The organism is Pseudomonas sp. RSB 5.4, assembly GCF_037126175.1.
Taxonomy (GTDB): Bacteria; Pseudomonadota; Gammaproteobacteria; order Pseudomonadales; family Pseudomonadaceae; genus Aquipseudomonas; species Aquipseudomonas fluorescens_H.
This window is the reverse complement of the sequence record NZ_CP146986.1, coordinates 2,940,436-2,965,036: the sequence shown is the minus strand read 5'-3', so window position 1 is coordinate 2,965,036 and position 24,601 is coordinate 2,940,436. Positions and strand designations below refer to the sequence as shown.

The 24,601-nt window shown below is 60.1% G+C and carries 21 protein-coding genes; 13 read left to right on the top strand and 8 right to left on the bottom strand.

Going from position 1 to position 24,601, the window contains the following annotated elements:
- The first annotated feature begins 11 nt into the window (after positions 1–11).
- Positions 12–1,388 carry an MFS transporter gene (locus V9L13_RS13320; RefSeq protein ID WP_262142843.1) on the top strand — a complete coding sequence of 459 codons (1,377 nt, stop codon included), beginning with the start codon at positions 12–14 and terminating at the stop codon, positions 1,386–1,388.
- A 231-nt stretch (positions 1,389–1,619) separates the two neighbouring features.
- On the opposite strand, the gene V9L13_RS13315 is transcribed toward V9L13_RS13320, so the two are convergent.
- From V9L13_RS13315 to flgA, 4 genes are all read right to left on the bottom strand, one after another.
- Positions 1,620–2,366 carry a flagellar regulator YcgR PilZN domain-containing protein gene (locus V9L13_RS13315; RefSeq protein ID WP_338802733.1) on the bottom strand — a complete coding sequence of 249 codons (747 nt, stop codon included), beginning with the start codon at positions 2,364–2,366 and terminating at the stop codon, positions 1,620–1,622.
- A gap of 92 nt (positions 2,367–2,458) precedes the next feature.
- Positions 2,459–2,926, bottom strand: coding sequence for a flagellar protein FlgN (locus tag V9L13_RS13310; RefSeq protein WP_025112926.1), 468 nt, complete (start codon positions 2,924–2,926; stop codon positions 2,459–2,461).
- A gap of 48 nt (positions 2,927–2,974) precedes the next feature.
- Positions 2,975–3,301 (bottom strand): flagellar biosynthesis anti-sigma factor FlgM, encoded by a 327-nt coding sequence (gene flgM, locus V9L13_RS13305; protein WP_003227226.1) that lies wholly within the window; start codon positions 3,299–3,301, stop codon positions 2,975–2,977.
- Between the two features lie 159 nt (positions 3,302–3,460).
- On the bottom strand, positions 3,461–4,222 hold the full coding sequence (gene flgA, locus V9L13_RS13300) for a flagellar basal body P-ring formation chaperone FlgA (RefSeq protein ID WP_080593261.1): 762 nt from the start codon (positions 4,220–4,222) through the stop codon (positions 3,461–3,463).
- Positions 4,223–4,304: 82 nt separating this feature from the next.
- On the opposite strand from flgA, the gene V9L13_RS13295 reads away from it, so the two are divergent.
- From V9L13_RS13295 to flgE, 6 genes are all read left to right on the top strand, one after another.
- Positions 4,305–5,237, top strand: coding sequence for a chemotaxis protein CheV (locus V9L13_RS13295; protein ID WP_003227223.1), 933 nt, complete (start codon positions 4,305–4,307; stop codon positions 5,235–5,237).
- A 46-nt stretch (positions 5,238–5,283) separates the two neighbouring features.
- Entirely contained in the window at positions 5,284–6,111 is an 828-nt protein-coding gene (gene cheR, locus V9L13_RS13290) for a protein-glutamate O-methyltransferase CheR (RefSeq protein ID WP_003227220.1), read from the top strand.
- 369 nt (positions 6,112–6,480) lie between these two features.
- The gene (gene flgB / locus V9L13_RS13285; protein WP_003227219.1) at positions 6,481–6,888 is read left to right on the top strand and encodes a flagellar basal body rod protein FlgB; all 408 of its coding nucleotides are present in this window, start codon (positions 6,481–6,483) and stop codon (positions 6,886–6,888) included.
- A 3-nt stretch (positions 6,889–6,891) separates the two neighbouring features.
- Complete coding sequence (gene flgC / locus V9L13_RS13280; protein ID WP_003227217.1) at positions 6,892–7,335, top strand: flagellar basal body rod protein FlgC; 444 nt, start codon at positions 6,892–6,894, stop codon at positions 7,333–7,335.
- Between the two features lie 15 nt (positions 7,336–7,350).
- The gene (gene flgD / locus V9L13_RS13275; RefSeq protein WP_103521696.1) at positions 7,351–8,076 is read left to right on the top strand and encodes a flagellar hook assembly protein FlgD; all 726 of its coding nucleotides are present in this window, start codon (positions 7,351–7,353) and stop codon (positions 8,074–8,076) included.
- A 30-nt stretch (positions 8,077–8,106) separates the two neighbouring features.
- Entirely contained in the window at positions 8,107–9,447 is a 1,341-nt protein-coding gene (gene flgE / locus V9L13_RS13270; protein WP_338802730.1) for a flagellar hook protein FlgE, read from the top strand.
- A 664-nt stretch (positions 9,448–10,111) separates the two neighbouring features.
- Here flgE and V9L13_RS13265 read toward each other — a convergent pair.
- Positions 10,112–13,006 carry a ribonucleoside-diphosphate reductase subunit alpha gene (locus V9L13_RS13265; RefSeq protein WP_003227212.1) on the bottom strand — a complete coding sequence of 965 codons (2,895 nt, stop codon included), beginning with the start codon at positions 13,004–13,006 and terminating at the stop codon, positions 10,112–10,114.
- 850 nt (positions 13,007–13,856) lie between these two features.
- Between V9L13_RS13265 and V9L13_RS13260 the strand changes: the two genes are divergently transcribed.
- Positions 13,857–14,579: a response regulator gene (locus V9L13_RS13260; protein ID WP_103485449.1), complete on the top strand. Its 723-nt coding sequence runs from the start codon at positions 13,857–13,859 to the stop codon at positions 14,577–14,579.
- Positions 14,576–16,186: an ATP-binding protein gene (locus tag V9L13_RS13255; protein ID WP_338802729.1), complete on the top strand. Its 1,611-nt coding sequence runs from the start codon at positions 14,576–14,578 to the stop codon at positions 16,184–16,186. Before V9L13_RS13260 ends, V9L13_RS13255 begins: the two co-directional genes overlap by 4 nt.
- 115 nt (positions 16,187–16,301) lie before the next feature.
- Here V9L13_RS13255 and V9L13_RS13250 read toward each other — a convergent pair whose 3' ends face one another.
- Positions 16,302–17,027 (bottom strand): 4'-phosphopantetheinyl transferase, encoded by a 726-nt coding sequence (locus V9L13_RS13250; RefSeq protein WP_338802728.1) that lies wholly within the window; start codon positions 17,025–17,027, stop codon positions 16,302–16,304.
- Between the two features lie 191 nt (positions 17,028–17,218).
- Positions 17,219–18,010 (bottom strand): dienelactone hydrolase family protein, encoded by a 792-nt coding sequence (locus V9L13_RS13245; protein WP_338802727.1) that lies wholly within the window; start codon positions 18,008–18,010, stop codon positions 17,219–17,221.
- Between the two features lie 220 nt (positions 18,011–18,230).
- On the opposite strand from V9L13_RS13245, the gene V9L13_RS13240 reads away from it, so the two are divergent.
- Both V9L13_RS13240 and V9L13_RS13235 read left to right on the top strand, forming a co-directional pair.
- Positions 18,231–18,908 carry a response regulator transcription factor gene (locus tag V9L13_RS13240; RefSeq protein ID WP_103485452.1) on the top strand — a complete coding sequence of 226 codons (678 nt, stop codon included), beginning with the start codon at positions 18,231–18,233 and terminating at the stop codon, positions 18,906–18,908.
- Entirely contained in the window at positions 18,905–20,251 is a 1,347-nt protein-coding gene (locus V9L13_RS13235; RefSeq protein ID WP_045122590.1) for an ATP-binding protein, read from the top strand. The genes V9L13_RS13240 and V9L13_RS13235 overlap by 4 nt, the downstream gene beginning before the upstream one ends.
- 130 nt (positions 20,252–20,381) lie before the next feature.
- Here the strand turns inward: V9L13_RS13235 and V9L13_RS13230 are convergent, their stop codons facing one another.
- Entirely contained in the window at positions 20,382–21,380 is a 999-nt protein-coding gene (locus tag V9L13_RS13230; protein WP_338802726.1) for an AraC family transcriptional regulator, read from the bottom strand.
- 351 nt (positions 21,381–21,731) lie between these two features.
- On the opposite strand from V9L13_RS13230, the gene V9L13_RS13225 reads away from it, so the two are divergent.
- Together V9L13_RS13225 and V9L13_RS13220 are read left to right on the top strand one after the other, a co-directional pair.
- On the top strand, positions 21,732–23,066 hold the full coding sequence (locus tag V9L13_RS13225; RefSeq protein ID WP_003227196.1) for a dicarboxylate/amino acid:cation symporter: 1,335 nt from the start codon (positions 21,732–21,734) through the stop codon (positions 23,064–23,066).
- Between the two features lie 257 nt (positions 23,067–23,323).
- Complete coding sequence (locus tag V9L13_RS13220; protein WP_338802725.1) at positions 23,324–24,505, top strand: CaiB/BaiF CoA-transferase family protein; 1,182 nt, start codon at positions 23,324–23,326, stop codon at positions 24,503–24,505.
- Positions 24,506–24,601 lie beyond the last annotated feature (96 nt).

Sequence of the window (24,601 nt, the reverse complement as noted above, 5' to 3'; positions counted from 1 at the left end):
TCGGAACGCCGATGCGCCAAATCTGGAAATCCTTTCGAGCGCTGTATTTCGCCTCGCTGATGATGTTGATCGGCTCGGGCCTTCTATCTACATACCTGGCTTTGCGCCTGGCCGCTGACCATGTCGATGGGCTGTGGGTCGGTGCGCTGATGGCGGCCAACTATTTTGGACTGGTGCTGGGCGGCAAGATTGGTCACCGGCTGATCGCCCGGGTCGGACACATTCGGGCTTATTCGGCGTGTGCCGGGATCGTCGGCGCGGCGGTGCTCGGACATGGTCTGGTCGACTGGCTGCCGGCATGGCTGGTGCTGCGGACCATCGTCGGTCTGGGCATGATGTGCCAATACATGGTGATCGAGAGCTGGCTCAACGAGCAGGCCGACGCCAACCAGCGCGGGCTGGTGTTCAGCGGTTACATGATCGCTTCGTATCTGGGGCTGGTGCTGGGTCAGCTGATTCTGGTCATGCACCCGGGCCTCGGCCTGGAACTGCTGATGCTGGTCGCGCTGTGTTTTGCCTTGTGTCTGGTGCCGGTGGCGCTGACTCGACGGATCCACCCGGCGCCACTGCATCCGGCACCGATGGAGCCGCGCTTCTTTATCAAGCGGGTGCCGCAGTCGTTGAGCACGGTGCTGGGGGCCGGTCTGATCATCGGCTCGTTCTACGGTCTGGCGCCGCTGTATGCGTCGCAGCAGGGGCTGTCGACCGAGCAGGTTGGTCTGTTCATGGGTAGCTGCATTTTTGCCGGGCTGCTGGTGCAGTGGCCGTTGGGCTGGTTGTCCGACCGTTATGACCGGGCGCTGCTGATCCGTTGCTTTGCCGGGTTCCTGGCGGTGGCAGCGTTGCCGTTGGCGATCCTGCCGCAAGTGCCGCTGGAGGTGCTGTTTGTGGTTGGCTTCCTCTGTTCGCTGGTGCAGTTCTGCCTGTATCCGCTGGCGGTGGCGTTCTCCAACGACCACGTCGAGGGCGATCGCCGGGTGTCGCTGACGGCGATGCTGCTGGTGACCTACGGTGTCGGCGCGAGTATCGGCCCGCTGCTGGCGGGTGTGCTGATGAAGCTGTTCGGCAGTCAGAGTCTGTACGCGTTCTTCAGCTTCTTTGCACTGGTGCTGGTGTGGCGCATTCGCCCGAAAGCCGTGACCAATCTGCATCAGGTCGACGACGCACCGCTGCATCACGTGGCGATGCCGGACAGCATGTCGAGTTCGCCGCTGGTGGCAGCGCTCGATCCGCGAGTGGATGAGCAGGTGGTGCAGGAGCAGATGCAAACCACGGTTACGCCGGAGCCAGAGCCAGAACCCGAGGTTCAGCCTGAAGCTGTGGCAGAAACTGATTCGGCTGATGAGGGTGATAAACCGACACCGGACATCAGTGGGGCCAGACCCTGAGTCGGGTGAGGGTAAGGCTGTTCAGAGGCAGACACTGTAACTGTGGCGAGGGAGCTTGCTCCCGCTGGACTGCGCAGCAGGCCCCGCTTGCCAGATAAAGGGTGGGGGGGCGCTTCGCGCCCCAGCGGGAGCAAGCTCCCTCGCCACAGGTGTCCGTTGCTGGCAGAAAGATTTTTGGCATAAAAAAGGGCAGTCCCGCGAGGGGCTGCCCTTTCTATTTGCCTGTACGAATCACAGATCGTCTTTATCGAACCGGCGTGCTTCACGCTGCAGTTGATAAACGAAGCGCTCGACGTTGCGCGCCGCCTGACCACTGATGTTGTGGAAACGCAGGCCGGCGAAGGTGATGTTGAGCTTTTCTTCGAAGTGCAGATAACGCAGTTCGACCGAAGTCGGCTGATTGCCGAACAGCGGGGTGGCGATCATGCGGTCATAAACCTGGCCCAGTTGCAGGCGATCGGTGATGTCGCCGTCAAAGCGCAGCTTGCAACCGGTGGCGGAAATATCCAGCAGTTTACCGTTGAGCGGTGCCTTGAGCTTTTCGCCACCGAGTTCAACGCTGACCAGATCGGTCAGTTTCAGGGCCGCGCGAAAAGCGTTGCGGCGCTGGTGGTAAACCACTTCGGTCGGCAGTTCGCCGGTGTAGAAGCGGTCACCTTCGGATTCTTCAATGTTCAGCGTGCCGTTGCATTCCCAGGCGATGCGCACGCCTTCGTGAAAGCCTTCGACCTTGAACGGTTCGCCGGCCAGCAGAAAACGCTCGCCATCGCGCGGGATCATCTCGTCCAGGGCAATCGTCGCGGTTTCCCGGTCAACCTTGATCAGGTAGCTCTGGAAGCGCTGACTGCGCTCGTGAAAGGTGATGATCAGCGGATCGTGGCTTTCTTGCAGCTGGCGCAGGTTGCTGGAGATTTCCAGGGGCGTGGTCAGCACCTTTGGTGGCTGCGGAGTATCATCCGCGCTTAGGGCGTTTGGCACGTTTTCTCAATCTCCAGACAAAATTTGACTACGACTAGCCAGCATTTTGCCAGCATGTTTCGCGGGTTGATAGTGCAGGCACATCGAATGGCTCACGCCTGGCTGAGCGTACGCGGCTTGGTGGGCTTGGCGAAAGTGCCTGTGGCGTCATACAACGCTGGTGGCTCGCCCCCGGTGAGGATTTTCAGCTGATTGGCCGTGGTGGCCTGCTGAATCTGGATCGACTGACCGTTTTTGACATTGGCCGCCTGGCACTGGGCAATCAGGTCTGTCAGTACGTCGCTCTGGGACAGCAACTGATCGCCAATGCTCGACTGGCTGGCCAGTTGCTCCAGGCCCTGACGATCGAGCGGCAGGTTGAGGCTGGCGAGGATTTCGCTGCGCTTGCGGCCATGCTGTTCAAGCAGAATGATCAATGCCTGTTTGCGCGCCAGAATATCTTCGAGCAAGGGCATGTCGCGACCGTGCAAGGCGAGGGACTCGGTTTGCAATAACTCCAGCAATTGTTGAGCTGGAGCAAAGTCGTCGGTGATCAGTTGCAATAAATTAGTGTCGTGCATGGCTGGCCTTGGGTTCTAAGCGTCCAAAAGCCTGGCGCCGGCAAAAGCCTAGCGCTGGGCTTCGAAGTTGAGCAGTTTGCTGGCTACACGGTTGCTGTCGACTTTATAGCTGCCATCGGCAATCGCTGCTTTCAACTCGGCCACTCGGGCTTTGTCGACGGCAGGCTGATCGCGCAGCTTGTCAGTGACCTTCTGCAACTGTTGAGCCTCATTGCTGAGGTGTACCGATTCCCCGCTTTTTACGGTACTGGCCGTTTCGGCCGGGGTATTCAGCGGCGCGGAGGTGCCGGTATCGGCGGTTTCCTTGGCGTTGCTGGTACGTGTACTGCCCGTAAGTGACGAGGAGCTGTTCAAACGGCTGAAATCGATGACCATGTTAAAAACCTCTGGGAATTTGGACGCTTGCCATGTTCTCGGCCATCCCCTGGAAAACTTTAGGCTCATTTGCAATGAGCTGCATGCGTCGAAGCGTGTCCTGCTTCGGCACAGTTTAGGGAAGCGTCGAGGCCGGCGCCAGTTTTCTGCTTGAGCGTTTTACATGGCCACTTCCACTTGGCCCGGCGCGATGACCTGCGCCTTGATCACCCGGTTGGAGTTCAGGTTTTTCACCCGGATCTGCTCCTTCAGACCGCCGTTGGCCAGGGCTTCGCCGGGCATGCGTACGGCGAGCGTACCGCTGCGGGCGATGATGACCACCTGATCGCCCTTGCGCACCACTTCAGCCTGTTCCAGATGCACCAGAGTAATGACCTGATCGGCGACCGTTGGTCGGGTTAATTTTTGCCCGATGGCTTCATCCACCGACGTCAGGAAACCCTGATTGATCTGGCTGACGTCGCGTTCACGCAAGGTCACGTCCTGCGGCTCGATAATCCCGGCGCGTTTGAGCGGTCGGGTGGTGGTGACAATCTCGCGAAACAGGCGGACTTGAGCGGGCACGAACACCGTCCAGGGCGAGCTTCCCTCGCAACGGACCTTGACCGTGACCCGGCCCAGCGGACGTGCCGGACTCTCCAGTGACGCTGTCAATTCCTTGTCGCACATAGGCATGCGCATACGTGGGTCGAGCTGGTTGACCTCGATTTCGTAGCGGCCTTCGGTTTGACTGGTAGCCAGATAGTCTTCTACGGTGAACTCAAGAAAGCCCTGAGTGACGCCGATAAGCATGTCAGGCAAGGTAACCGTATCAGCACCGGCAGGGCTGCCAGCGAAAAACAAGCAGACGGCAGACGTCGCGCACAACGCTTTGCGGGTGCGGGAGGTCAGGCGTCGGAAAAATGTCGTTTGAGCGTTCATACGAGTTAAAAAGCAAGCGCCGTGCCGTTTAGCAATGAATGTGCGTCGCAACAACACTTGGCGTTGGTGTAGGAGTCTGGGCATGGCTGGTGTAATGGATTCGGTGAACCAGCGCACGCAACTGGTAGGGCAGAATCGCCTGGAGCTGTTGTTGTTCCGTCTCGACGGTCAACAGCTCTACGGAATCAACGTGTTCAAGGTGCGGGAAGTGCTGCAATGCCCGTCCCTGACGTTGATGCCCAAGTCCAGTCCTGTCGTGTGCGGGGTGGCGAATATCCGGGGGGCGACCATTCCGATCCTTGATCTGGCAATGGCGACCGGTTCCGGAGCGTTGAAAGACAAGAAAAATCCGTTCGTGATCATCACGGAGTACAACACCAAGACCCAGGGTTTCCTGGTCCGCTCGGTGGAGCGCATCGTCAACATGAACTGGGAAGAGATCCATCCGCCGCCCAAGGGCACGGGTCGCGATCATTACCTGACCGCTGTGACTCGAGTCGACAATCAGTTAGTCGAAATCATCGACGTCGAGAAGGTGCTGGCGGAAGTCGCGCCGACCCCCGAGGCGATTTCGGTCGGTGTGGTCGATGTCGAGACCCAGAGCAAGGCGTTGTCGCTGCGGGTATTGACGGTCGATGACTCGTCGGTGGCGCGCAAGCAGGTCACGCGTTGCCTGCAGACGGTCGGTGTCGAAGTGGTGGCGCTGAACGACGGCAAGCAGGCGCTGGATTACCTGCGCAAGCTGGTCGATGAGGGCAAGAAGCCGGAAGAAGAGTTCCTGATGATGATTTCCGACATCGAGATGCCGGAGATGGACGGGTACACCCTGACGGCGGAGATCCGCAGCGACCCGCGCATGCAAAAGCTTCATATCATCCTGCATACTTCGTTGTCGGGGGTATTCAATCAGGCGATGGTCAAGAAAGTCGGTGCCGATGACTTCCTGGCCAAATTCCGTCCTGATGACCTGGCATCCCGGGTAGTCGACCGGATCAAAGCAGCAGATATCAGCTAGGGGCCTTCTGCCCCTGGCGGTCAACACGATTTAAGAGGCGGCATCATTGTCTACGGGTAATTTGGATTTCGAACAGTTCCGGGTCTTCCTGGAAAAAGCCTGTGGCATTTTGCTCGGTGAAAACAAGCAGTACCTGGTCTCGAGCCGTCTCAACAAACTGATGGAGCAGCAAGGCATCAAGTCCCTGGGTGAGCTGGTACAGCGCATCCAGACCCAGCCGCGCAGCGGTTTGCGCGAGCAGGTGGTCGATGCCATGACGACCAACGAAACCCTGTGGTTTCGTGACACCTATCCGTTTGAAGTCTTGAAGAACAAGGTGCTGCCCGAGGCGATCAAAGCCAGTCCCAACCAGCGTCTGCGGATCTGGTCGGCGGCGTGCTCGTCGGGTCAGGAACCGTATTCGCTGTCGATGTCGATCGATGAGTTCGAGCGCAGCAACCTCGGTCAGTTGAAGATGGGTGTGCAGATCGTTGCCACCGACCTGTCCGGCAGCATGCTGAACAACTGCAAGACCGGCGAGTACGACAGTCTGGCGATCGGTCGCGGTTTGTCCGCCGATCGTCTGCAGCGCTACTTCGACCCGAAAGGGCCGGGACGCTGGGCGGTCAAGGCGCCGATCAAGAATCGCGTGGAGTTCCGCTCGTTCAACCTGCTCGACAGCTATGCGAGTCTTGGCAAGTTCGACATCGTGTTTTGCCGCAACGTGCTGATCTACTTCTCCGCCGAGGTGAAGAAAGACATCCTGTTGCGCATTCACAGCACGCTGAAGCCGGGCGGGTATCTGTTCCTCGGCGCTTCCGAAGCGCTGAACGGTTTGCCGGATCATTACCAGATGGTCCAGTGCAGCCCGGGGATCATTTACCAGGCGAAGTGATTGCATCGGCAATACAAAAAACGGGAGTCCTCAGGGGCTCCCGTTTTTTTGTGCCTGAATTATCTCCCTCACACACCACAAATCCCCTGTGGGAGCGGGCTTGCTCGCGAAGGCAGTGTGTCAGAAAAACAGATATCGACTGACTCGACGCTTTCGCGAGCAAGCCCGCTCCCACAGTGGGTCTGTGGTGTGGGTGGAGGGGAGGGCAAGCGGCAGAAAAGCGGCAGCCAGCGGAAGCCGTTTGCCGCTTTTCTGGCATTGCCGCTTTGCCAATGCCCCGCAAGGCCACGGTTTTCGGGGGTTTCTCGCATTGGCACGCGGCTTGCTAAAGCTCAGGTACGAAAAACCGGTCACCCGAAGGTTCCCGACATGAGCATCAGCTTCGATAAAGCGCTCGGCATTCACGAAAAGGCATTGGGCTTCCGCGCCCAGCGCGCCGAAGTGTTGGCCAACAACATCGCCAACGCCGATACCCCGAACTACAAGGCTCGGGATCTGGACTTCTCCAAAGTGCTCGAAGCACAGAGCCAGAAGAACGCCAACGGCACCATCGCCCTGAACATGACCAACAGCCGTCACATCGAGGCTGAAGGCGTGGGCAATGGCGACGAGTCGCTGATGTATCGCACGCCGATGCAGCCTTCGATCGACCAGAACACCGTGGACGCTCAGCTCGAGCAGTCGAATTACGCGGAAAACGCGGTCGGCTTCCAGGCCAGCTTCACTCTGCTCAACAGCAAATTCAAAGGGCTGGTGTCAGCCCTGCGCGGAGAGTAATCCATGTCCCTGTCTAGCGTTTTCAACATTGCCGGCAGCGGCATGAGCGCACAAACCACGCGTCTGAACACCGTGGCTTCGAACATAGCCAACGCCGAAACTGTCTCGTCGAGCATCGACCAGACTTACCGCGCCCGTCACCCGGTGTTCGCCACCATGTTCCAGGGCGGCCAGAACAGCGGCAGCAACTCGCTGTTCCAGAGCCAGGACGCTGCAGGGCAGGGCGTACAGGTGCTTGGCGTGGTCGAAGACCAGAGCAACCTCGAAGCGCGCTACGAGCCGAACCATCCGGCCGCTGACGCCAAGGGTTACGTCTACTACCCGAACGTCAACGTGGTGGAAGAAATGGCTGACATGATTTCCGCGAGCCGGTCGTTCCAGACCAACGCCGAAATGATGAACACCGCCAAAACCATGATGCAGAAGGTGCTGACCCTCGGTCAGTAATAAGGGGCGACTGCCATGAGTGTTTCCGATACCACCAGCAGCTTGAGCATGAATGACATCCTGGCGAACTCGTCGAAGAAGACCAGTTCGACCGCCGATGGCATTGCTTCTGCGACTAACAGTTCCACCGGCGGCCAGGCGCTGGGCAAGGATGCGTTCCTGCAATTGCTGGTCACCCAGCTGAAAAACCAGAACCCGCTCGACCCGCAGGACAACAGCGCGTTCGTTGCGCAGTTGGCGCAGTTCAGCAGCCTGGAAGGCATCACCACGCTTAACAGCACCGTCAGCTCGCTGGCCGGCAACTACAACTCCTCGCAGGCCCTGCAGGCGTCGTCGCTGGTGGGCCGCAACGTGATCGTGCAGACCAACACCGTTCAATTGGACGACCCGAGCAAAGGCATGACCGGTTCGGTCACCGTTCCGTCGTCGATTGCCGGCGGCACCGTCAGCATTACCGACAGCAGCGGCACGGTCGTTCGCACCATCGATCTGGGCAGTCGCGCCGCAGGCAGCGCGAGCTTCACCTGGGACGGCAAGGACAAGGACGGCAACCTGGTGAATACCGGTACCTACACCGTCAAGGCCAACGCCTCGATCAATGGCACCTCGACCGATATGGCGACCTATCTGCCAGCCACGGTCAACAGTGTGACCATCAGCCAGACCGGTGGCGAGCTGATGCTCAACCTGTCCGGCAAGGGCACCGTTGCCCTGTCCAAAGTACAAACCATTGGTATATAGAGCCGACTAACCGGCACAAAGGAGTGGAATATGTCTTTCAATATCGGCCTTAGCGGTCTCTATGCAGCCAACAAACAACTGGACGTGACCGGCAACAACATCGCCAACGTCGCGACCGCCGGTTTCAAATCGTCCCGTGCAGAATTCGAAGACGTCTACTCGGCCACTCGCCTGGGTAGCGGCAGCAAGGTCATCGGCAACGGTGTGCGCCTGGCCAACGTGTCCCAGCAGTTCACCCAGGGTGATATCAACAACACTGGCAACGTGTTGGACATGGGCATCAACGGTTCCGGCTTCTTCACCATGAGCAACAACGGCGCGATCACTTACACCCGTGCCGGTACGTTCAAGGTCGACAATGCCGGCTATATCACCAACACCGACTACACCTCGCGTCTGCAAGGTTACGGTGTGGACGCCAACGGCAAGATCATCAACGGCGTGTTGACCGACCTGAAGATCGACACCTCGAACCTGGCGCCGAAATCGACTTCGTTGGTGACTTCGAGCATCAACCTGAACTCCTCGGCAACAAAAATCGTCGATACGGGCGCCAACGCTGTCGTGTTCGATCCGACCAAGCTTGCGACGTACACCAAGTCGTTCAGTACCCCGATCTATGACACTCAGGGCAACTCGCACGTCATGGATCAGTACTTTGTGAAGACTGATGACAATACCTGGAAGGTTTACACCCTGGTGGATGGGCGCAATCCGGACGCTACCGGTAGCGATCCAAGCGATCCTGCCACTCCTCCGGTTGCTTCGACACTGACCTTCGACAGCTCTGGCAATCTCACTCAGGTCAGCACGCCTAACCCGGCGGACCCGGCCAATCCGATTATCAGCAGCGACTTGAAGCTGACCGGCTGGGTACCGGGCACCGTGACCAACGGCAAATTCACGCCTAACGGCGCGTCTGCCAACACCAATGGCGTGACCATTTCCATGGCCAAGACCACTCAGTTTAACGCTGATACCGCGCGTTCGATCCCGACTCAGGACGGTTACGCCACTGGCCAGATCACCAACCTGACCATCGACGGTACCGGTACCCTGTTCGCCAACTTCAGCAACAACCAGAGCAAGGCCATCGGCCAGGTTGCGCTGGCCAGCTTCACCAACGAACAAGGCCTGCAGGCTGTCGGCGGTACTAGCTGGAAAGAGACGTTCGCCTCGGGTATCCCGGGTTACGATGCGCCGGAAACCGGTACACTCGGTTCGATCGCGTCCAACTCGCTGGAAGAGTCGAACGTTAACCTGACCAACGAACTGGTGGACCTGATCAAGGGCCAGAGCAACTATCAGGCGAACGCCAAGACCATTTCGACTCAGAGCACCATCATGCAGACCATCATTCAGATGACCTGATTGCGGTTTCTGGTTGTGCAAGAGCCCCTCTTTTTGAGGGGCTTTTTTGTGGGCGGCTATTGGGTGGCAGCTGTTTTGATTGGGTGAATATCCGTTGCTTCGGGTGCTGCGGCTGGCGGTTTCGCCCTTGCGGCGAGTCACTTTTTCAGACGCCAAAAAGTAACCAAAAGGCTGGGCCCCAGCGTTCGGCCCTCGCTTAGGCTCGGGTTCCTTCGCTGCGGGATTCATCCGGGGGCATCGCCTCCGGTTTGCTTCGCTGCACCTCCTCTCGATGTGTTCGACTTCGTCGAACGGTCGCTGCGCTCCCATCCCCGGATAAATCCCTCCACTCAGCCTGCCGAAGGGGCCGGTACGGCAAGATCAAGAGCTGCAGCCGAGCTTGCGCTCATCCTGTTGAGTGGTGAAAAGCGGATGCGGTGGACTGTTGATTTGCGTGGGGGCCAGCCTGCCAGATGTACTCATCCTCTGTAGGAGCTGCCGAAGGCTGCGATCTTTTGGTCTTTGGCAGCAGCACTGAAGATCAAAAGATCGTAGCCTCGTTGCTCTCGACAGCTCCTACAGGTAAATGGCGGGCAAAAGAAAACCCCCGACAAACCAGAAGTCTGTCGGGGGTTTCTTTTGCCTGGAGAGATCAGGCGCCTCGCAACGCCTGACTCAGCTCAGCTTATTGGCAAGCTTCGCAATCCGGCTCGTCGATCGCGCAAGCCTTTGGCACTGGAGCCGGACCTGCCGGAGCGGCCAGAACCGAATCGTCGCCGTGGTTGCCGCCGCTGGAAACAGCGTTCAGCTTGCCGGTGTTGATGGTCGACTTCTCGGTGCTGGTCGCGGCCAGGGCACGGAGGTAGTAGGTGGTTTTCAGACCACGGTACCAGGCCATGCGGTAGGTCACGTCGAGCTTCTTGCCCGATGCGCCGGCGATGTACAGGTTCAGCGACTGAGCCTGGTCGATCCACTTCTGACGACGGCTGGCGGCGTCAACGATCCACTTGGTGTCCACTTCGAACGCGGTCGCGTAGAGCTCTTTGAGTTCTTGCGGGATGCGCTCGATCTGCTGAACCGAACCGTCGTAGTACTTCAGGTCGTTGATCATGACCGAGTCCCACAGACCGCGCGCCTTGAGGTCGCGAACCAGGTACGGGTTGATCACGGTGAATTCGCCCGACAGGTTCGATTTCACATACAGGTTCTGGTAGGTCGGTTCGATCGACTGCGATACGCCGGTGATGTTGGCGATGGTTGCGGTCGGTGCGATGGCCATGATGTTGGAGTTACGAATGCCTTTCTGAACACGGGCGCGAACCGGTGCCCAGTCCAGGGTTTCGTTCAGGTCAACGTCGATGTACTTCTGGCCACGTTGCTCGATCAGGATCTGTTGCGAATCCAGTGGCAGGATGCCTTTGGACCACAGCGAACCGTTGAAGGTCTCGTAGGCACCACGCTCGTCTGCCAGGTCGCAGGACGCCTGGATCGCGTAGTAGCTGACCGCTTCCATCGACTTGTCGGCGAACTCGACGGCAGCGTCGGAACCGTAAGGGATGTGCTGCAGATACAGCGCGTCCTGGAAACCCATGATGCCCAGACCGACCGGACGGTGGCGGAAGTTGGAGTTCTTCGCTTGCGGCACCGAGTAGTAGTTGATGTCGATCACGTTGTCGAGCATGCGTACGGCAGTGTTCACGGTGCGTTGCAGCTTGGCGGTGTCCAGCTTGCCGTCGACGATGTGGTTCGGCAGGTTGATCGAGCCCAGGTTGCAAACGGCGATCTCGTCCTTGTTGGTGTTCAAGGTGATCTCGGTGCACAGGTTCGAGCTGTGAACCACGCCGACGTGCTGCTGCGGGCTACGCAGGTTGCACGGGTCTTTGAACGTCAGCCATGGGTGGCCGGTTTCGAACAGCATGGAGAGCATCTTGCGCCACAGGTCTTTGGCCTGGATGGTCTTGAACAGCTTGACCTTGCCCGGGTACTCGGTCAGGGCTTCGTAGTACTCGTAGCGCTCTTCGAAGGCTTTACCGGTCAGGTCATGCAGGTCCGGAACTTCGGATGGCGAGAACAGGGTCCACTTGCCGTCGTCGAAGACACGCTTCATGAACAGGTCAGGGATCCAGTTGGCGGTGTTCATGTCGTGGGTACGACGACGATCATCACCGGTGTTCTTGCGCAGCTCGATGAACTCTTCGATGTCCATGTGCCAGGTTTCCAGGTAGGCACACACAGCGCCTTTGCGCTTGCCACCCTGGTTGACGGCTACAGCGGTGTCGTTCACCACTTTCAGGAACGGCACCACGCCTTGCGACTTGCCGTTGGTGCCCTTGATGTACGAGCCCAGTGCGCGAACCGGGGTCCAGTCGTTGCCCAGGCCGCCAGCGAATTTCGACAGCATGGCGTTGTCGTGGATCGCGTGGTAGATGCCCGACAGGTCGTCCGGAACGGTGGTCAGGTAGCAGCTCGACAGCTGTGGACGCAGGGTGCCGGCGTTGAACAGGGTCGGAGTCGACGCCATGTAGTCGAAGGACGACAACAGGTTGTAGAACTCGATCGCACGGTCTTCTTTCTGCTTCTCTTCGATTGCCAGGCCCATGGCCACGCGCATGAAGAAGATCTGCGGCAGTTCGAAACGCACGCCATCCTTGTGGATGAAGTAACGGTCGTACAGGGTCTGCAGGCCCAGGTAGGTGAATTGCTGATCACGCTCGTGGTTGATCGCCTTGCCCAGTTTTTCCAGGTCGAAGGTGGCCAGCACAGGGTTCAGCAGTTCGAACTCGATACCTTTGGCAACGTAGGCCGGCAGCGCCTTGGCGTACAGCTCGGCCATTTCGTGGTGAGTGGCGCTTTCGGCCACACCGAGGAAGCCCAGGCCTTCGGCACGCAGGGTGTCCATCAGCAGGCGCGCGGTCACGAACGAGTAGTTCGGCTCACGTTCAACCAGGGTACGCGCGGTCATCACCAGTGCGGTGTTGACGTCGTTCAGGGCCACGCCGTCGTACAGGTTCTTCAGGGTTTCGCGCTGGATCAGGTCGCCATCGACTTCAGCCAGGCCTTCGCAGGCTTCGGTGACGATGGTGTTCAGGCGGCCCATGTCCAGCGGCGCGAGGCTGCCGTCGGCGCGGGTAATACGGATCGACGGGTGCGCGTCGACCGCAGCTTCGACCGGAGCGTGAGCAGCGCGTTCTTTCGAACGGCCGTCACGGTAGATCACGTAGTCGCGAGCGACTTTCTGCTCGCCGGCACGCATCAGGGCCAGTTCGACCTGGTCCTGGATTTCTTCGATGTGGATGGTGCCGCCCGACGGCATGCGACGCTTGAAGGTCGCGGTGACTTGTTCGGTCAGACGGGCAACGGTGTCGTGGATTCGCGACGAAGCGGCAGCGGTGCCGCCCTCAACTGCGAGAAACGCTTTGGTGATAGCGACGGTGATCTTGTCATCGGTGTAAGGAACGACAGTGCCATTACGCTTGATCACGCGCAGTTGACCAGGCGCGGTGGCAGCCAGATCCGAATTCGAATCGGCGGCCTGCGGCAAGGTGCCCTGCGGGTTCTCGCGAGTTGTGTCGGTTTGCATGGGGGGTGATCTCCACATTCTCTATGTTTGTTTGGGCACCATCATGGTGCTCACCGTTCTGGTCCGAAGCACTACAACCGACGGGCGTCGGGCATAACAACTTCGGACCAGTAGGAAAAAGGCTAATGACGCCGCATCCTTGCCGAAGTTTTTGGCTGCGAGCCAGGGCTCGAGCCGGATTCCTTCCAGGGTGACAGTCATGACTGCAACACCCGTACCGTTCCGGTCGTTTCCAACCTAAAAAACGGTGCCATCCGCAAGTGCGGTTTGGGCTTTGAAAAACTTGCTTGGTTCAACCGGAAACCGGCAATAAAGCGCTTGAGTTTCAGGTCCGAAATGTGGTTGGGCGTTTGAGCGGAAAACCCTATATGTAGGGTCTCTCCTTGCGCCGTGCTACAAGATAATGCGTTTCGAGGGGGCTTGCAACGTACTAGCTGTGGATAAGCCTGTGCGTAAATTGTGTAAGAAACCAGGAATTCCCGTGTAGGCCGCGAACCTGCTGAGCTAGACCGTTTGTCACTGTTTTTCACTCGGGAAAAACGCTTCAGCGGATTTTTAAGGGCGCGAACCCTATCACAAAAAACCGGGTTGTCCGAACGCATTTGGCGACTTGTGTTCTGGTTGTACGCCGTTTATACAATCGGGCAGTGTTTACCCATTCTTATCCTCCCGAAAGATGACAAAAAGACGGGAGAAATGTGAGAGCGGGCTTGCTCGCGAAAGCGGTGGGTCAGGCAATATCCATGTTGACCGTGCCGCCGTCTTCGCGAGCAAGCCCGCTCCCACAGGGGAATTGAGTCAGGCCGAGCATTCTTCCTTTATTAATAAAAACAGCAAGCAGAGGTCACTGGTGGAGCAAGAAGCCTGGCAGGTATTGATAGTCGAGGACGACCAGCGTCTGGCCGAACTCACCCGCGAATACCTGCAAGCCAATGGATTGCAGGTGGAGATTGAAGGCAACGGCGCGCTGGCGGCGGCGCGGATCATCAAGGAGCAGCCGGACCTGGTGATCCTCGACCTGATGCTGCCCGGTGAAGACGGTCTGAGCATCTGCCGCAAGGTGCGCGACCGTTATGACGGGCCGATCCTGATGCTCACCGCGCGGACCGACGATGCCGACCAGATCCAGGGCCTCGACCTCGGCGCCGACGATTACGTGTGCAAACCGGTGCGTCCACGGCTGTTGCTGGCGCGGATTCAGGCCTTGCTGCGCCGCAGTGACACAGCCGAACCCGTCGCGGAAAAAAGCCGTCGCCTGCAATTCGGCCCGCTGGTGGTGGACAACGCCTTGCGCGAAGCCTGGCTCAGTGACAGCGGCATCGAACTGACCAGCGCCGAATTCGACCTGCTCTGGCTGCTGGTGTCGAATGCCGGGCGAATCCTCTCTCGCGAAGAGATCTTTACTGCGCTGCGGGGCATCGGTTACGACGGCCAGGACCGCTCGATCGATGTGCGTATCTCGCGCATTCGCCCGAAAATCGGCGACGACCCCGACCACCCGCGCCTGATCAAGACTATCCGCAGCAAAGGCTATCTGTTCGTCCCTGAAGCCTGCGTAGACCTGGCGCTGTGAACTCGATTTTTCTGCGCATCTACGGCGGCATGTGCGCGGCGCTGATTCTGGTGGCGGTGCTCGGCGTGCTGGCGTTGCATCTGCTCAATCAGGTGCGCAGCGAGCAGTACCGCGAGCGCCTCGCCCACGGTACGTTCTCGCTGATGGCCGACAACCTGCAACCGATGAACGAAACCGAGCGCCATCGGGCGCTGTTGGTGTGGGAGCGGCTGCTGGGGATTCCGCTGGCGCTGAAGAAGTTTTCCGAGACTGATCTGGACTTGTCACAGCGCACCCGGGTGCAACGCGGTCAAGCGTTGGTGGAGCAGACCGGCCCGCATGCGGCGCGGGTCTATCGACTGGTCAGCGACAAGGAACAGTTGCTGCTCACCGGCGACGTGCAACAGATCAGCGAACAACTGGCCCGTGCGACCATTTATCTGCTGGCCGATGAGCTGGTGCGTTTTCCGGTGGGCGAACAACCCAAGCGGCTGGCGCAGTTAAAGGAAGAGAAGGGCTTCGGTTTTGATCTGCGACTGGTCACGGTCAACGAGGCCGACATGGACGAAGACCAGAGCCGCCGCGTGTCCGAGGGCGACACGGTGATGGCGCTGGGCAAGGGTGGTGACTCGATCCGGGTGTTTGCCGGTATGGTCGGCACGCCGTGGGTGCTGGAAATCGGCCCGCTGTATCAGATGAATCCGTATCCGCCGCAATGGCTGGTGCTGATCGCTGCACTCGGCCTGAGTCTGATCGGCCTGATCGTTTACCTGTTGGTGCGCCAGCTCGAACGGCGTTTGCGCGGCCTCGAAGCCGCGGCCACGCGCATCGCCAAGGGCAGCCTGGAAACCCGCGTGCCGGCCCGGGGCGCTGACTCGGTAGGACGGCTGGCGGCAGCGTTCAACGGCATGGCCGAGCACTTGCAGCAGTTGCTGGCAATCCAGCGCGAGTTGGTGCGCGCGGTGTCCCATGAGTTGCGTACTCCGGTGGCGCGCCTGCGTTTCGGCCTGGAGATGATCGGCTCGGCCACCACCCCGCAGGCGCTGGAAAAGTACCGCGAGGGCATGGATCACGACATCGAGGATCTCGATAAGCTGGTCGACGAAATGCTCACTTACGCGCGGCTGGAGCAAGGCTCGCCGGCACTGACCTTTCAACGCATCGACCTCGATGCGCTGGTCAATCAGGTGATCGAAGAACTGGCGCCGTTGCGTGCCGAGGTCACGGTGCAGCGCGGGTTGTGCCTGTCAGCGGCGGACAACGATGGCGCCTGGGTCGAAGCCGAGCCGCGCTTCCTGCACCGCGCGTTGCAGAATCTGGTGAGCAACGCGATGCGCCATGCGCGCTCGAAAGTCACGGTGAGTTATCAGGTCGGGCAGTTGCGCTGCCGGGTCGATGTCGAGGATGACGGGCCGGGCGTGCCGGAGGTGGCGTGGGAGCGCATCTTCACGCCGTTTCTGCGTCTGGATGACAGCCGTACGCGGGCGTCGGGCGGGCATGGGCTGGGGCTGTCGATTGTGCGGCGGATCATCCATTGGCATGACGGCCGGGCGCTGATCAACAAGAGCAAGAGTCTGGGCGGGGCCTGCTTCAGTCTGAGTTGGCCGCGGAATCAGGAACGCCGCTGAGTTTTGTGGTGGCAGGGATGATGCCTTCGCGAGCAAGCCCGCTCCCACAGGGGAATGCATTTCAAGGGTGGGAGCGGGCTTGCTCGCGAAGGCGGCGGAACAGGCTGAAAAATCCTCAGGCAGGAATGCTGACCAGACTCAACAACTGCCCCTCCTGCACCCCAAACTGCGCCTCCAGCTCGGTGCCATTACGCCATTCAGCAGACAGGTCAGTCAGCAAACGCAACCGAACCTGCCCTTGCTCTGTCCACTCCAGCACCTCGGCGTGCTCGAAATAAAAGCGCTTCTGCACAATCGGGTACAACGCCTTGAACAGGCTTTCTTTCACCGAAAACGTCAGCGTCACCAGCAACGCTAGTTGTTCCCTCGAACCGGCGGCCATGCGCTGCAGTTCCGCAGGCGTCAGGATCTCCCCGGCCAGGCGTTCGGCGCGGTCGGTGTCGAGCAGGTTTTCCAGGTCCATGCCCAAGCCACGCCAATGCTGCTTGTTGGCGACAATCGCCGCCGCACGCCCGGTGCTGTGGGTGATCGAGCCGCAGATGTGCGCCGGCCATACCGGTGCACGGTCTTCGCCAATCGCCGGAATCACGCTTGAGCCTTCCAGTTGCTGCAACGCCGCCCGGGCGCAAATCCGCCCGGCAAGAAACTCTGCCTGGCGCTTGGCAACCGAACGCTGAATGCTCGGCGGCGGCTCGATGGCACTGCGCTGGAAGTCGTCGCCGAGCAATTGTTTCGGGTCGAAACGGGTGCTCAACAGGACGGTCTCGCGCAGCACGCTGGGCAACGGCCAGTGAGCGTCGAGCGCGGTGCAGCAGGTGGGGAGGATCGGGCTGGAATTCATGGCGGGCATTTTGCCGGTTGAAGCCGCGACTGGGTAGAGACTGCACACTTTTGTGGCGAGGGAGCTTGCTCCCGCTGGGGGCAAAGCCCCCCAAAACTGTGGACGAGGTCTGTCAGGTAAACCGCATCGGCAGGTTTTTGCGACGGCTTTGCCGCCGAGCGGGAGCAAGCTCCCTCGCCACAGGGGCAATGTCAGCCAAAGATTTTCTGGAAGAACGCTTTCATGTCCGCCCAGGATTTTTCATCGGCCGCTTTGTTGTAGCCGATATCCGGGCCACCGTGTTCACCGTGGCTCAAACGATCGGCATCGGGATTGGTGAAACCATGCTTGGCGCCGTCGAGGCTGACGAATGTGTAGTCGGCGCCGGCCTTGTCCATCTCGGATTTGAATGCGGTGACGTTGGCCGGGGTGACCATGCTGTCCAGCGCACCATGCTCGACCAGAATCTTCGCCTTCACACTGCCGGGCGTTGCCGGGGTGGTGGTCGCCAGTGCACCGTGGAAACTCACCACGCCCGCCAGCGGCTCGCCCTGACGCGCCGCGTTGAGCACCACGCCGCCGCCGAAGCAGTAACCGATGGCGGCGATTTTATTCACGTCGGTCTGTGGCTGCTTTTTCAGCAGGTTCAGCCCGGCCTCGAAGCGCTTGCTGGAGGCGGCGGCATCCTGGGTCGCGGCCTGCATGAATGCCATTGCATCCTTGGGGTGCTCGGTGTTCTTGCCTTCGCCGTACATATCGATCGCCAGTGCGCTGTAGCCCAGCTCGGCGAGGTCGCGGGCGCGGCGTTTGGCGTAGTCGTTCAGCCCCCACCATTCATGCACCACGACGATCCCCGGGCGCTTGCCCTTGATCGCATCGTCATAGGCGTAGTAGCCGATCAGTTTGGTGCCGTCGGCACTCTGGTAGGGAATCTCCTGGGTCTTGATCGCGGCGTTGGCCAGACTGCTGGCCGCGAGCAAGGCGAGGGCGAGGAACAGGCGCATGGTCGGTCTCCTTATCGAAAGTGGTCAGGACAGCCTAGTCGATTTGATTCAGTGCAGGTTCAACGAGCGTTCAGGGCAGGTACAGGGGCGGCTTGCTAACCTTGCATCCAGTCGAACAGCAATGAGAAAGTCGTCGCCCGTGCCGTCGCCTTCGCGAGCAGACTCGCTCTCACAGGTATGCTGTTGAAGTTGGAGCTTTTGATTTACCCGGGAGAGCGTTATGAAACTGTTGGTCGTCGAAGATGAAGCGCTGTTGCGCCATCACCTGCAAACCCGCCTGACGGAGAGCGGTCATGTGGTCGAGTCCGTGGCCAATGCCGAAGAGGCGCTGTACCAGACCGGGCAGTTCAACTTCGATCTGGCGGTCATCGACCTCGGTCTGCCGGGCATGGGCGGTCTGGATTTGATCCGACAGTTGCGCTCGACCGGCAAGACGTTTCCGGTGCTGATCCTCACTGCGCGCGGCAACTGGCAGGACAAGGTCGAAGGCCTGGCCGCCGGTGCCGACGATTACGTGGTCAAGCCGTTCCAGTTCGAAGAACTCGATGCACGACTCAACGCCTTGCTGCGTCGCTCCAGCGGGTTCACCCAGTCGACCATCGTCGCCGGACCGCTGTTGCTGGACCTCAATCGCAAGCAGGCATCGCTGGATGAAGAGCCACTGGCGCTGACTGCCTACGAATACCGCATCCTCGAATACCTGATGCGCCACCACCAGCAAGTGGTGCCCAAGGATCGCCTGATGGAGCAGCTCTATCCGGACGACGACGAGCGCGATCCGAACGTGATCGAAGTGCTGGTCGGCCGCTTGCGCCGCAAGCTCGAAGGCACGCGCGGGTTCAAGCCGATCGATACCGTGCGCGGTCTCGGCTATCTGTTCAATGAGCCTTGCACTTGATTCGTTCTCTTCGCGTTCGCTTGATGCTCGCCGCCACCACGTTGGCGGTGTTGTTCATGCTCGGCTTGCTCCCCGCCATGCAGGGCGCGTTCAGCCTGGCGTTGCAGGACTCGATCGAGCAGCGGCTGGCTTCGGACGCCACCACGCTGATCTCTGCCGCCCGCATCGAGAACGGCCGCCTGATGATGCCGGCGCAATTGCCCGATGAGCGTTTCAACCTCACCGACAACCGCTTGCTCGGCTACATCTACGATCGCGAAGGCAAACTGGTCTGGCGCTCGAAAGGCACGCAGGAAGAGCAGATCAACTACAAGCCGCGTTACGACGGCATGGGTAACGAGTTCGCGCGGATCCGCGAGAGCGACGGTCAGGAGTTCTTCGTCTACGACGTCGAAGTCAAACTGCTTGGCGGTAAAAGTGCCGCATTCAGTATCGTTGCCCTGCAACCGGTGCGTGAATACGAAAACACCCTCGAAGGCCTGCGCGAAAATCTCTATCTGGGCTTCGGTGCCGCATTGCTGGTGTTGCTGGCGCTGTTGTGGATCGGCCTGACCTGGGGCCTCAAGGCGCTGCGCCAGCTCAGCCAGGAACTCGATGAAATCGAAAGCGGCACCCGCGAAAGCCTCACCGAACAGCACCCGCGCGAACTGCTGCGCCTGACCGGCTCGCTCAACCGTTTGCTGCTCAGCGAACGCCAGCAGCGCAGCCGCTACCGCGACTCTCTCGATGATCTGGCGCACAGCCTGAAAACCCCTCTGGCGGTGTTGCAAGGGGTCAGCGAAGACATGGCGAAACGTCCCGAAGATCGTGATCAAGCCTGGGTGCTGCAAACCCAGATCGAGCGCATGAGTCAGCAGATCAGCTACCAACTGCAACGCGCCAGCCTGCGCAAAAGCGGGCTGGTACGCCACCAGGTGCGGCTGCAGCCGGTGCTCAAAAGCCTGTGCGACACACTGGACAAGGTCTACCGCGACAAACGTGTGCGGGTGGCCTTCGATCTGCCGGAGCACTGCTATGTGCCGATCGAGCAGGGCGCTTTGCTGGAGATGATGGGCAACCTGCTGGAGAATGCCTATCGCCTGTGTCTGGGCGAAGTGCGCATCAGCGTTCGCGAGAGTCTGGCCGGGACCGAGTTGTGCATCGAAGACGACGGCCCGGGCGTACCGCCGAATCAACGGGCGCGGATTCTCGAGCGTGGCGAGCGTCTGGATCGACAGCACCCCGGGCAGGGCATCGGGCTGGCGGTGGTCAAGGACATTATCGAGAGCTACAACGCCAAACTGATGCTCGGGGATTCGCCGATGGGCGGGGCGGCGTTCAGGATTCAGTTTCCTGCGGTTTAGTCGGCACCTTTCGGGCCTCTTCGCGAGCAAGCTCGCTCCCACATTGAATCGGCGGCGCTCGCCATTCCCCTGTGGGAGCGAGCTTGCTCGCGAAGGGGCCTGCCGCCTCGGCGTAAAACTCTGCGGAGGCTTACTGCTCCTGCGCCCGATAAGCCCCCGGTGTCAGCCCCGTCCATTTCTTGAACGCCCGGTGAAACGCCGAGGGCTCGGAAAACCCCAACTGCTCGGCAATCTGTTGCAACGACAGATCCGCCCGTCCCAGATGATAAATGGCGATGTCGCGGCGCAACTGATCCTTCAATTCCTGAAAACTGGTGCCTTCCTCACGCAAATGCCGACGCAGGGTTTGCGGGCTGATGTGCAGGTGCGCGGCCACCGCTTCCAGATCCGGCCAGTGCGCGCTGTCGCGACTGAGCAAGCGGCGCAGGCGGCTGCTGAGACTGTCGCCGTCGTCCGGGCGTGACAGCAGGTCGGCGGGGGAGCGTTCAAGGAAGTGCTTGAGGGTGCGTTCGTCCTGCAACAACGGCATGTGCAGGTAGCGGCTGTGAAACAGCAGGCTGCTTCGGCCTTCGGCAAACACCAGCGGGCAGGGGAACAGCAGGTCGTACTCGGCACCATGCGCCGGTTTCGGATAACTGAAAGTGGCCTGCTCCAGACGAATCCGCTGGCCGATCAGCCAACTGCCGAGGCGATGCCAGATCACCAGCAGGCTCTCGCTGAGAAAGTGATCCGGGTCCCATAGCTGCGAATCATCGAGGCTCAGGCGCACCCATTCGTCTTCGCGGCTCAGGTCCAGGCGCGGGGCCCCCGGGAATAGGCTATAAAACAATAAACCGCGTTGCAGTGCCTTCTCCAGGTTGCGGCAGTGGATCAGGGCGTGGCACATCATCGCGAAGCTGCCGGGTTTGCTCGGTACGTTGCCGAAGCCCAGGTACTCATCATCCAGCGCCAGCCACAGGCTCTGGATCAGTTGGGTGAATTGCTCCGGTGCAATTCGCGCCCGCGGCTCATCCAGCAACTCGGGACTGATGCCCAGTCGCTGCAGCAGTAGCGAATAGTCGAAGCCCGAACGGCGTGCGCCACCGAGGGCGGCACGGGCGAAATGGCTGGCGATGGTGCGTTCGCGCATAAGCGGCAGATCCTTCCTCTGGCGCCGGATGGTAGCCGGGGCATGCGCATGGCAACAAGGCGGATTTCCGCCAAATTGTAGGACGAGAGCCGACGAGTTGGCGGAAATCCGCCACACTTACGTCACCGGGCAGTGACAAAAATTACCCTGCACTCCCTGATATCAAAAGGCTTGTAGCGAATTGCACCAATGTGGCACGGCGTTTGCGATAAGAGCGACAGAAGTGTGCGTCTATCCCGCCGGAGAAGCGCCGCTCGACACAACAAATCCCTCCAGTGCAGGAGGGTTCGCAATTCAGGTTTTGCGCTCAACAGATGGATGTTGCCCGCAGGACGCTTGAGGAAACTTGCAATGACGACTCGTCAGCCACTGTACAAATCCCTGTATTTCCAGGTGATCGTCGCAATCATCATCGGTATTGCACTCGGTCACTACTACCCGCAGTTCGGTGTCGCGGTAAAGCCGCTGGGTGACGGGTTCATCAAACTGATCAAGATGATCATTGCCCCGATCATCTTCTGCACCGTGGTCAGCGGCATCGCCGGCATGCAAAGCATGAAATCGGTCGGCAAGACCGGTGGTTACGCACTCCTGTACTTCGAAATCGTTTCGACCATCGCGCTGCTGGTCGGCCTGATCGTGGTCAACATCGTGCAGCCGGGCAACGGCATGCACATCGACGTCAGCACGCTGGACGCTTCGAAAGTGGCCACCTACGTGGCTCAAGGTGCTGATCAGAGCGTTGTCGGCTTCCTGCTCAACGTGATCCCGACCACCATCGTCGGCGCGTTCGCCACCGGTGACATCCTGCAAGTGCTGATGTTCTCGGTGATCTTCGGTTTCGCCCTGCATCGCCTGGGTGACTACGGCCGTCCGATCCTCGACTTCATCGATCGCTTCGCCCACGTGATGTTCAACATCATCAACATGATCATGAAGCTCGCGCCAATCGGTGCCTTCGGTGCGATGGCATTCACCATCGGTGCCTACGGTGTCGGCTCGCTGGTGCAGCTGGGTCAACTGATGGCCTGCTTCTACATCACTTGCGTGCTGTTCATCCTGATCGTGCTGGGTGCCATCGCCCGCATGCACGGCTTCAGCGTGCTGAAGATGATTCGCTACATCCGTGAGGAGCTGCTGATCGTACTCGGTACCTCGTCTTCGGAATCGGTACTGCCACGCATGCTGATCAAGATGGAGCGTCTGGGGGCGAAGAAATCGGTAGTGGGTCTGGTGATCCCGACCGGTTACTCGTTCAACCTCGACGGTACCGCGATCTACCTGACCATGGCCGCGGTGTTCATTGCTCAGGCCACCGACACGCACATGGACATCACGCACCAGATCACCCTGCTGGTGGTGTTGCTGCTGTCCTCCAAAGGCGCGGCCGGTGTGACCGGTTCGGGCTTCATCGTGCTGGCAGCCACCCTGTCGGCGGTCGGTCACCTGCCGGTGGCCGGTCTGGCGCTGATTCTGGGTATCGACCGTTTCATGTCCGAAGCCCGCGCCCTGACCAACCTGGTCGGCAACGCCGTGGCAACCATCGTCGTCGCCAAGTGGGTCAAAGAGCTGGACACCGACGTACTGCAATCCGAGCTGGCCTCGGGCGGTCGCGGTATCGTTGATACTCGTCCGGAAGATGACCTGGGTGTGGCTGAAGGCGTGGCTCCGAGCAACGTCAAGTAACTGCAATTTGGTACTACCTTGTGGCGAGGGAGCTTGCTCCCGCCGGACTGCGCAGCAGGCCCCTCTTTGAAGAGCGGGGCCGCTTCGCGCCCCAGCGGGAGCAAGCTCCCTCGCCACACAGGCACTGAAGAACCTGCCTCGGCAGGTTTTTTATTGCCGGCGATTTGAGCATTACGGTCACTGCCGCTGATGCATCCGGTGATTGCCGTGCTCGGCAGCGCTGCCTAGGCTGGGTGTATCGCCCAAGGAGATCGCCCATGTCTGCGCCGCTGGCCTCACTGAAAATTCTGGATTTCTCGACCCTGCTGCCGGGGCCGTTCGCCTCGCTGTTGCTGGCGGACATGGGCGCCGAGGTGCTGCGCATTGAGTCACCGACGCGCATGGATCTCCTGCGGGTGCTGCCGCCGCACGATCAGGGCATGTCGGCCAGCCACGCTTACCTGAACCGCAACAAGCGCAGTCTGGCGCTGGACCTCAAGCAGCCTGAAGCGCTAGAGGTGGTCCGGCAGTTGCTGACTGAATACGACATCGTCCTCGAGCAGTTTCGTCCCGGTGTGATGGAGCGTCTGGGCTTGGGTTACGAGGCGCTGAAGGCGATCAACCCGAAGCTGATTTACGTGTCGATCACCGGCTATGGCCAGACCGGCCCGTACAAGGACCGCGCCGGGCATGACATCAACTATCTGGCGCTGGCCGGGCTTGCCAGCTACACCGGCCGCGCCGACAGCGGGCCGTTGCCACTGGGCATGCAGGTGGCGGATGTGGCTGGCGGGTCGCTGCATGGCGTGATCGGCCTGCTGGCGGCGGTTATCGCCCGGCAGCAGACAGGGCAGGGCACGCACCTGGACGTGAGCATGACCGATTGCGCCTTCAGCCTGAACGCCATGGCCGGTGCCGGGTATCTGGCCTGTGGCGAGGAACCGCATTGGGAAGAGCAGATGCTCAATGGCGGCAGCTTCTATGACTACTATCGCTCGCGCGACGGGCGCTGGCTGTCAGTGGGCAGTCTGGAACCTGCGTTCATGCAGCAAATGTGTCAGACGTTGGGCCGGCCGGAGCTGGCGGCGCAGGGCTTGTCGCCGAAACCCGAGCAGCAGCGGTTATTGAAGGACGCGCTGAAAGTTGAATTCGAGAAACACGACTTTGCCGAGCTGTGCGAGTTGTTTGCCGGAGTTGATGCCTGTGTCGAGCCGGTATTGAACCTGAGCGAGGCGGTGCAGCATCCGCAGTTGCAGGCGCGTGAATTGGTGACCCAGGTGCCGCGGGGGGACGGTACGACGCAGGCGCAGATTGCCTGTCCGCTGAAGTTCTCCGAGGCGCTGCCGGCGCCGCGACATGTTGGTGCGGGGGTGGGGCAGCATACGGAGCAGGTGTTGGGGGAGTTGGGGTTTGATGCTGAGCGGATTGCCGAGTTGCGGCGTGCCAAGGTGATTCTTTAGCGTCTGTGCCGCCCTCTTCGCGAGCAAGCCCGCTCCCACATTTTGAAATGCGTTCCCCCTGTGGGAGCGAGCCTGCTCGCGAAGGGGCCAGTCGGG

Excerpts from the sequence above, each read along its gene's own strand:
- flgM (WP_003227226.1), bottom strand. The coding sequence starts at position 3,301 with ATGGTCATCGATTTCAGCCGTTTGAACAGCTCCTCGTCACTTACGGGC.
- V9L13_RS13265 (WP_003227212.1), bottom strand. The coding sequence starts at position 13,006 with ATGCAAACCGACACAACTCGCGAGAACCCGCAGGGCACCTTGCCGCAG.
- flgA (WP_080593261.1), bottom strand. The coding sequence starts at position 4,222 with ATGAACGCTCAAACGACATTTTTCCGACGCCTGACCTCCCGCACCCGC.
- flgE (WP_338802730.1), top strand. The coding sequence starts at position 8,107 with ATGTCTTTCAATATCGGCCTTAGCGGTCTCTATGCAGCCAACAAACAA.
- V9L13_RS13320 (WP_262142843.1), top strand. The coding sequence starts at position 12 with ATGCGCCAAATCTGGAAATCCTTTCGAGCGCTGTATTTCGCCTCGCTG.
- V9L13_RS13310 (WP_025112926.1), bottom strand. The coding sequence starts at position 2,926 with ATGCACGACACTAATTTATTGCAACTGATCACCGACGACTTTGCTCCA.
- V9L13_RS13250 (WP_338802728.1), bottom strand. The coding sequence starts at position 17,027 with ATGAATTCCAGCCCGATCCTCCCCACCTGCTGCACCGCGCTCGACGCT.
- V9L13_RS13220 (WP_338802725.1), top strand. The coding sequence starts at position 23,324 with ATGTCTGCGCCGCTGGCCTCACTGAAAATTCTGGATTTCTCGACCCTG.
- V9L13_RS13240 (WP_103485452.1), top strand. The coding sequence starts at position 18,231 with ATGAAACTGTTGGTCGTCGAAGATGAAGCGCTGTTGCGCCATCACCTG.
- flgD (WP_103521696.1), top strand. The coding sequence starts at position 7,351 with ATGAGTGTTTCCGATACCACCAGCAGCTTGAGCATGAATGACATCCTG.
- V9L13_RS13295 (WP_003227223.1), top strand. The coding sequence starts at position 4,305 with ATGGCTGGTGTAATGGATTCGGTGAACCAGCGCACGCAACTGGTAGGG.
- flgC (WP_003227217.1), top strand. The coding sequence starts at position 6,892 with ATGTCCCTGTCTAGCGTTTTCAACATTGCCGGCAGCGGCATGAGCGCA.
- V9L13_RS13230 (WP_338802726.1), bottom strand. The coding sequence starts at position 21,380 with ATGCGCGAACGCACCATCGCCAGCCATTTCGCCCGTGCCGCCCTCGGT.
- flgB (WP_003227219.1), top strand. The coding sequence starts at position 6,481 with ATGAGCATCAGCTTCGATAAAGCGCTCGGCATTCACGAAAAGGCATTG.
- V9L13_RS13245 (WP_338802727.1), bottom strand. The coding sequence starts at position 18,010 with ATGCGCCTGTTCCTCGCCCTCGCCTTGCTCGCGGCCAGCAGTCTGGCC.
- V9L13_RS13225 (WP_003227196.1), top strand. The coding sequence starts at position 21,732 with ATGACGACTCGTCAGCCACTGTACAAATCCCTGTATTTCCAGGTGATC.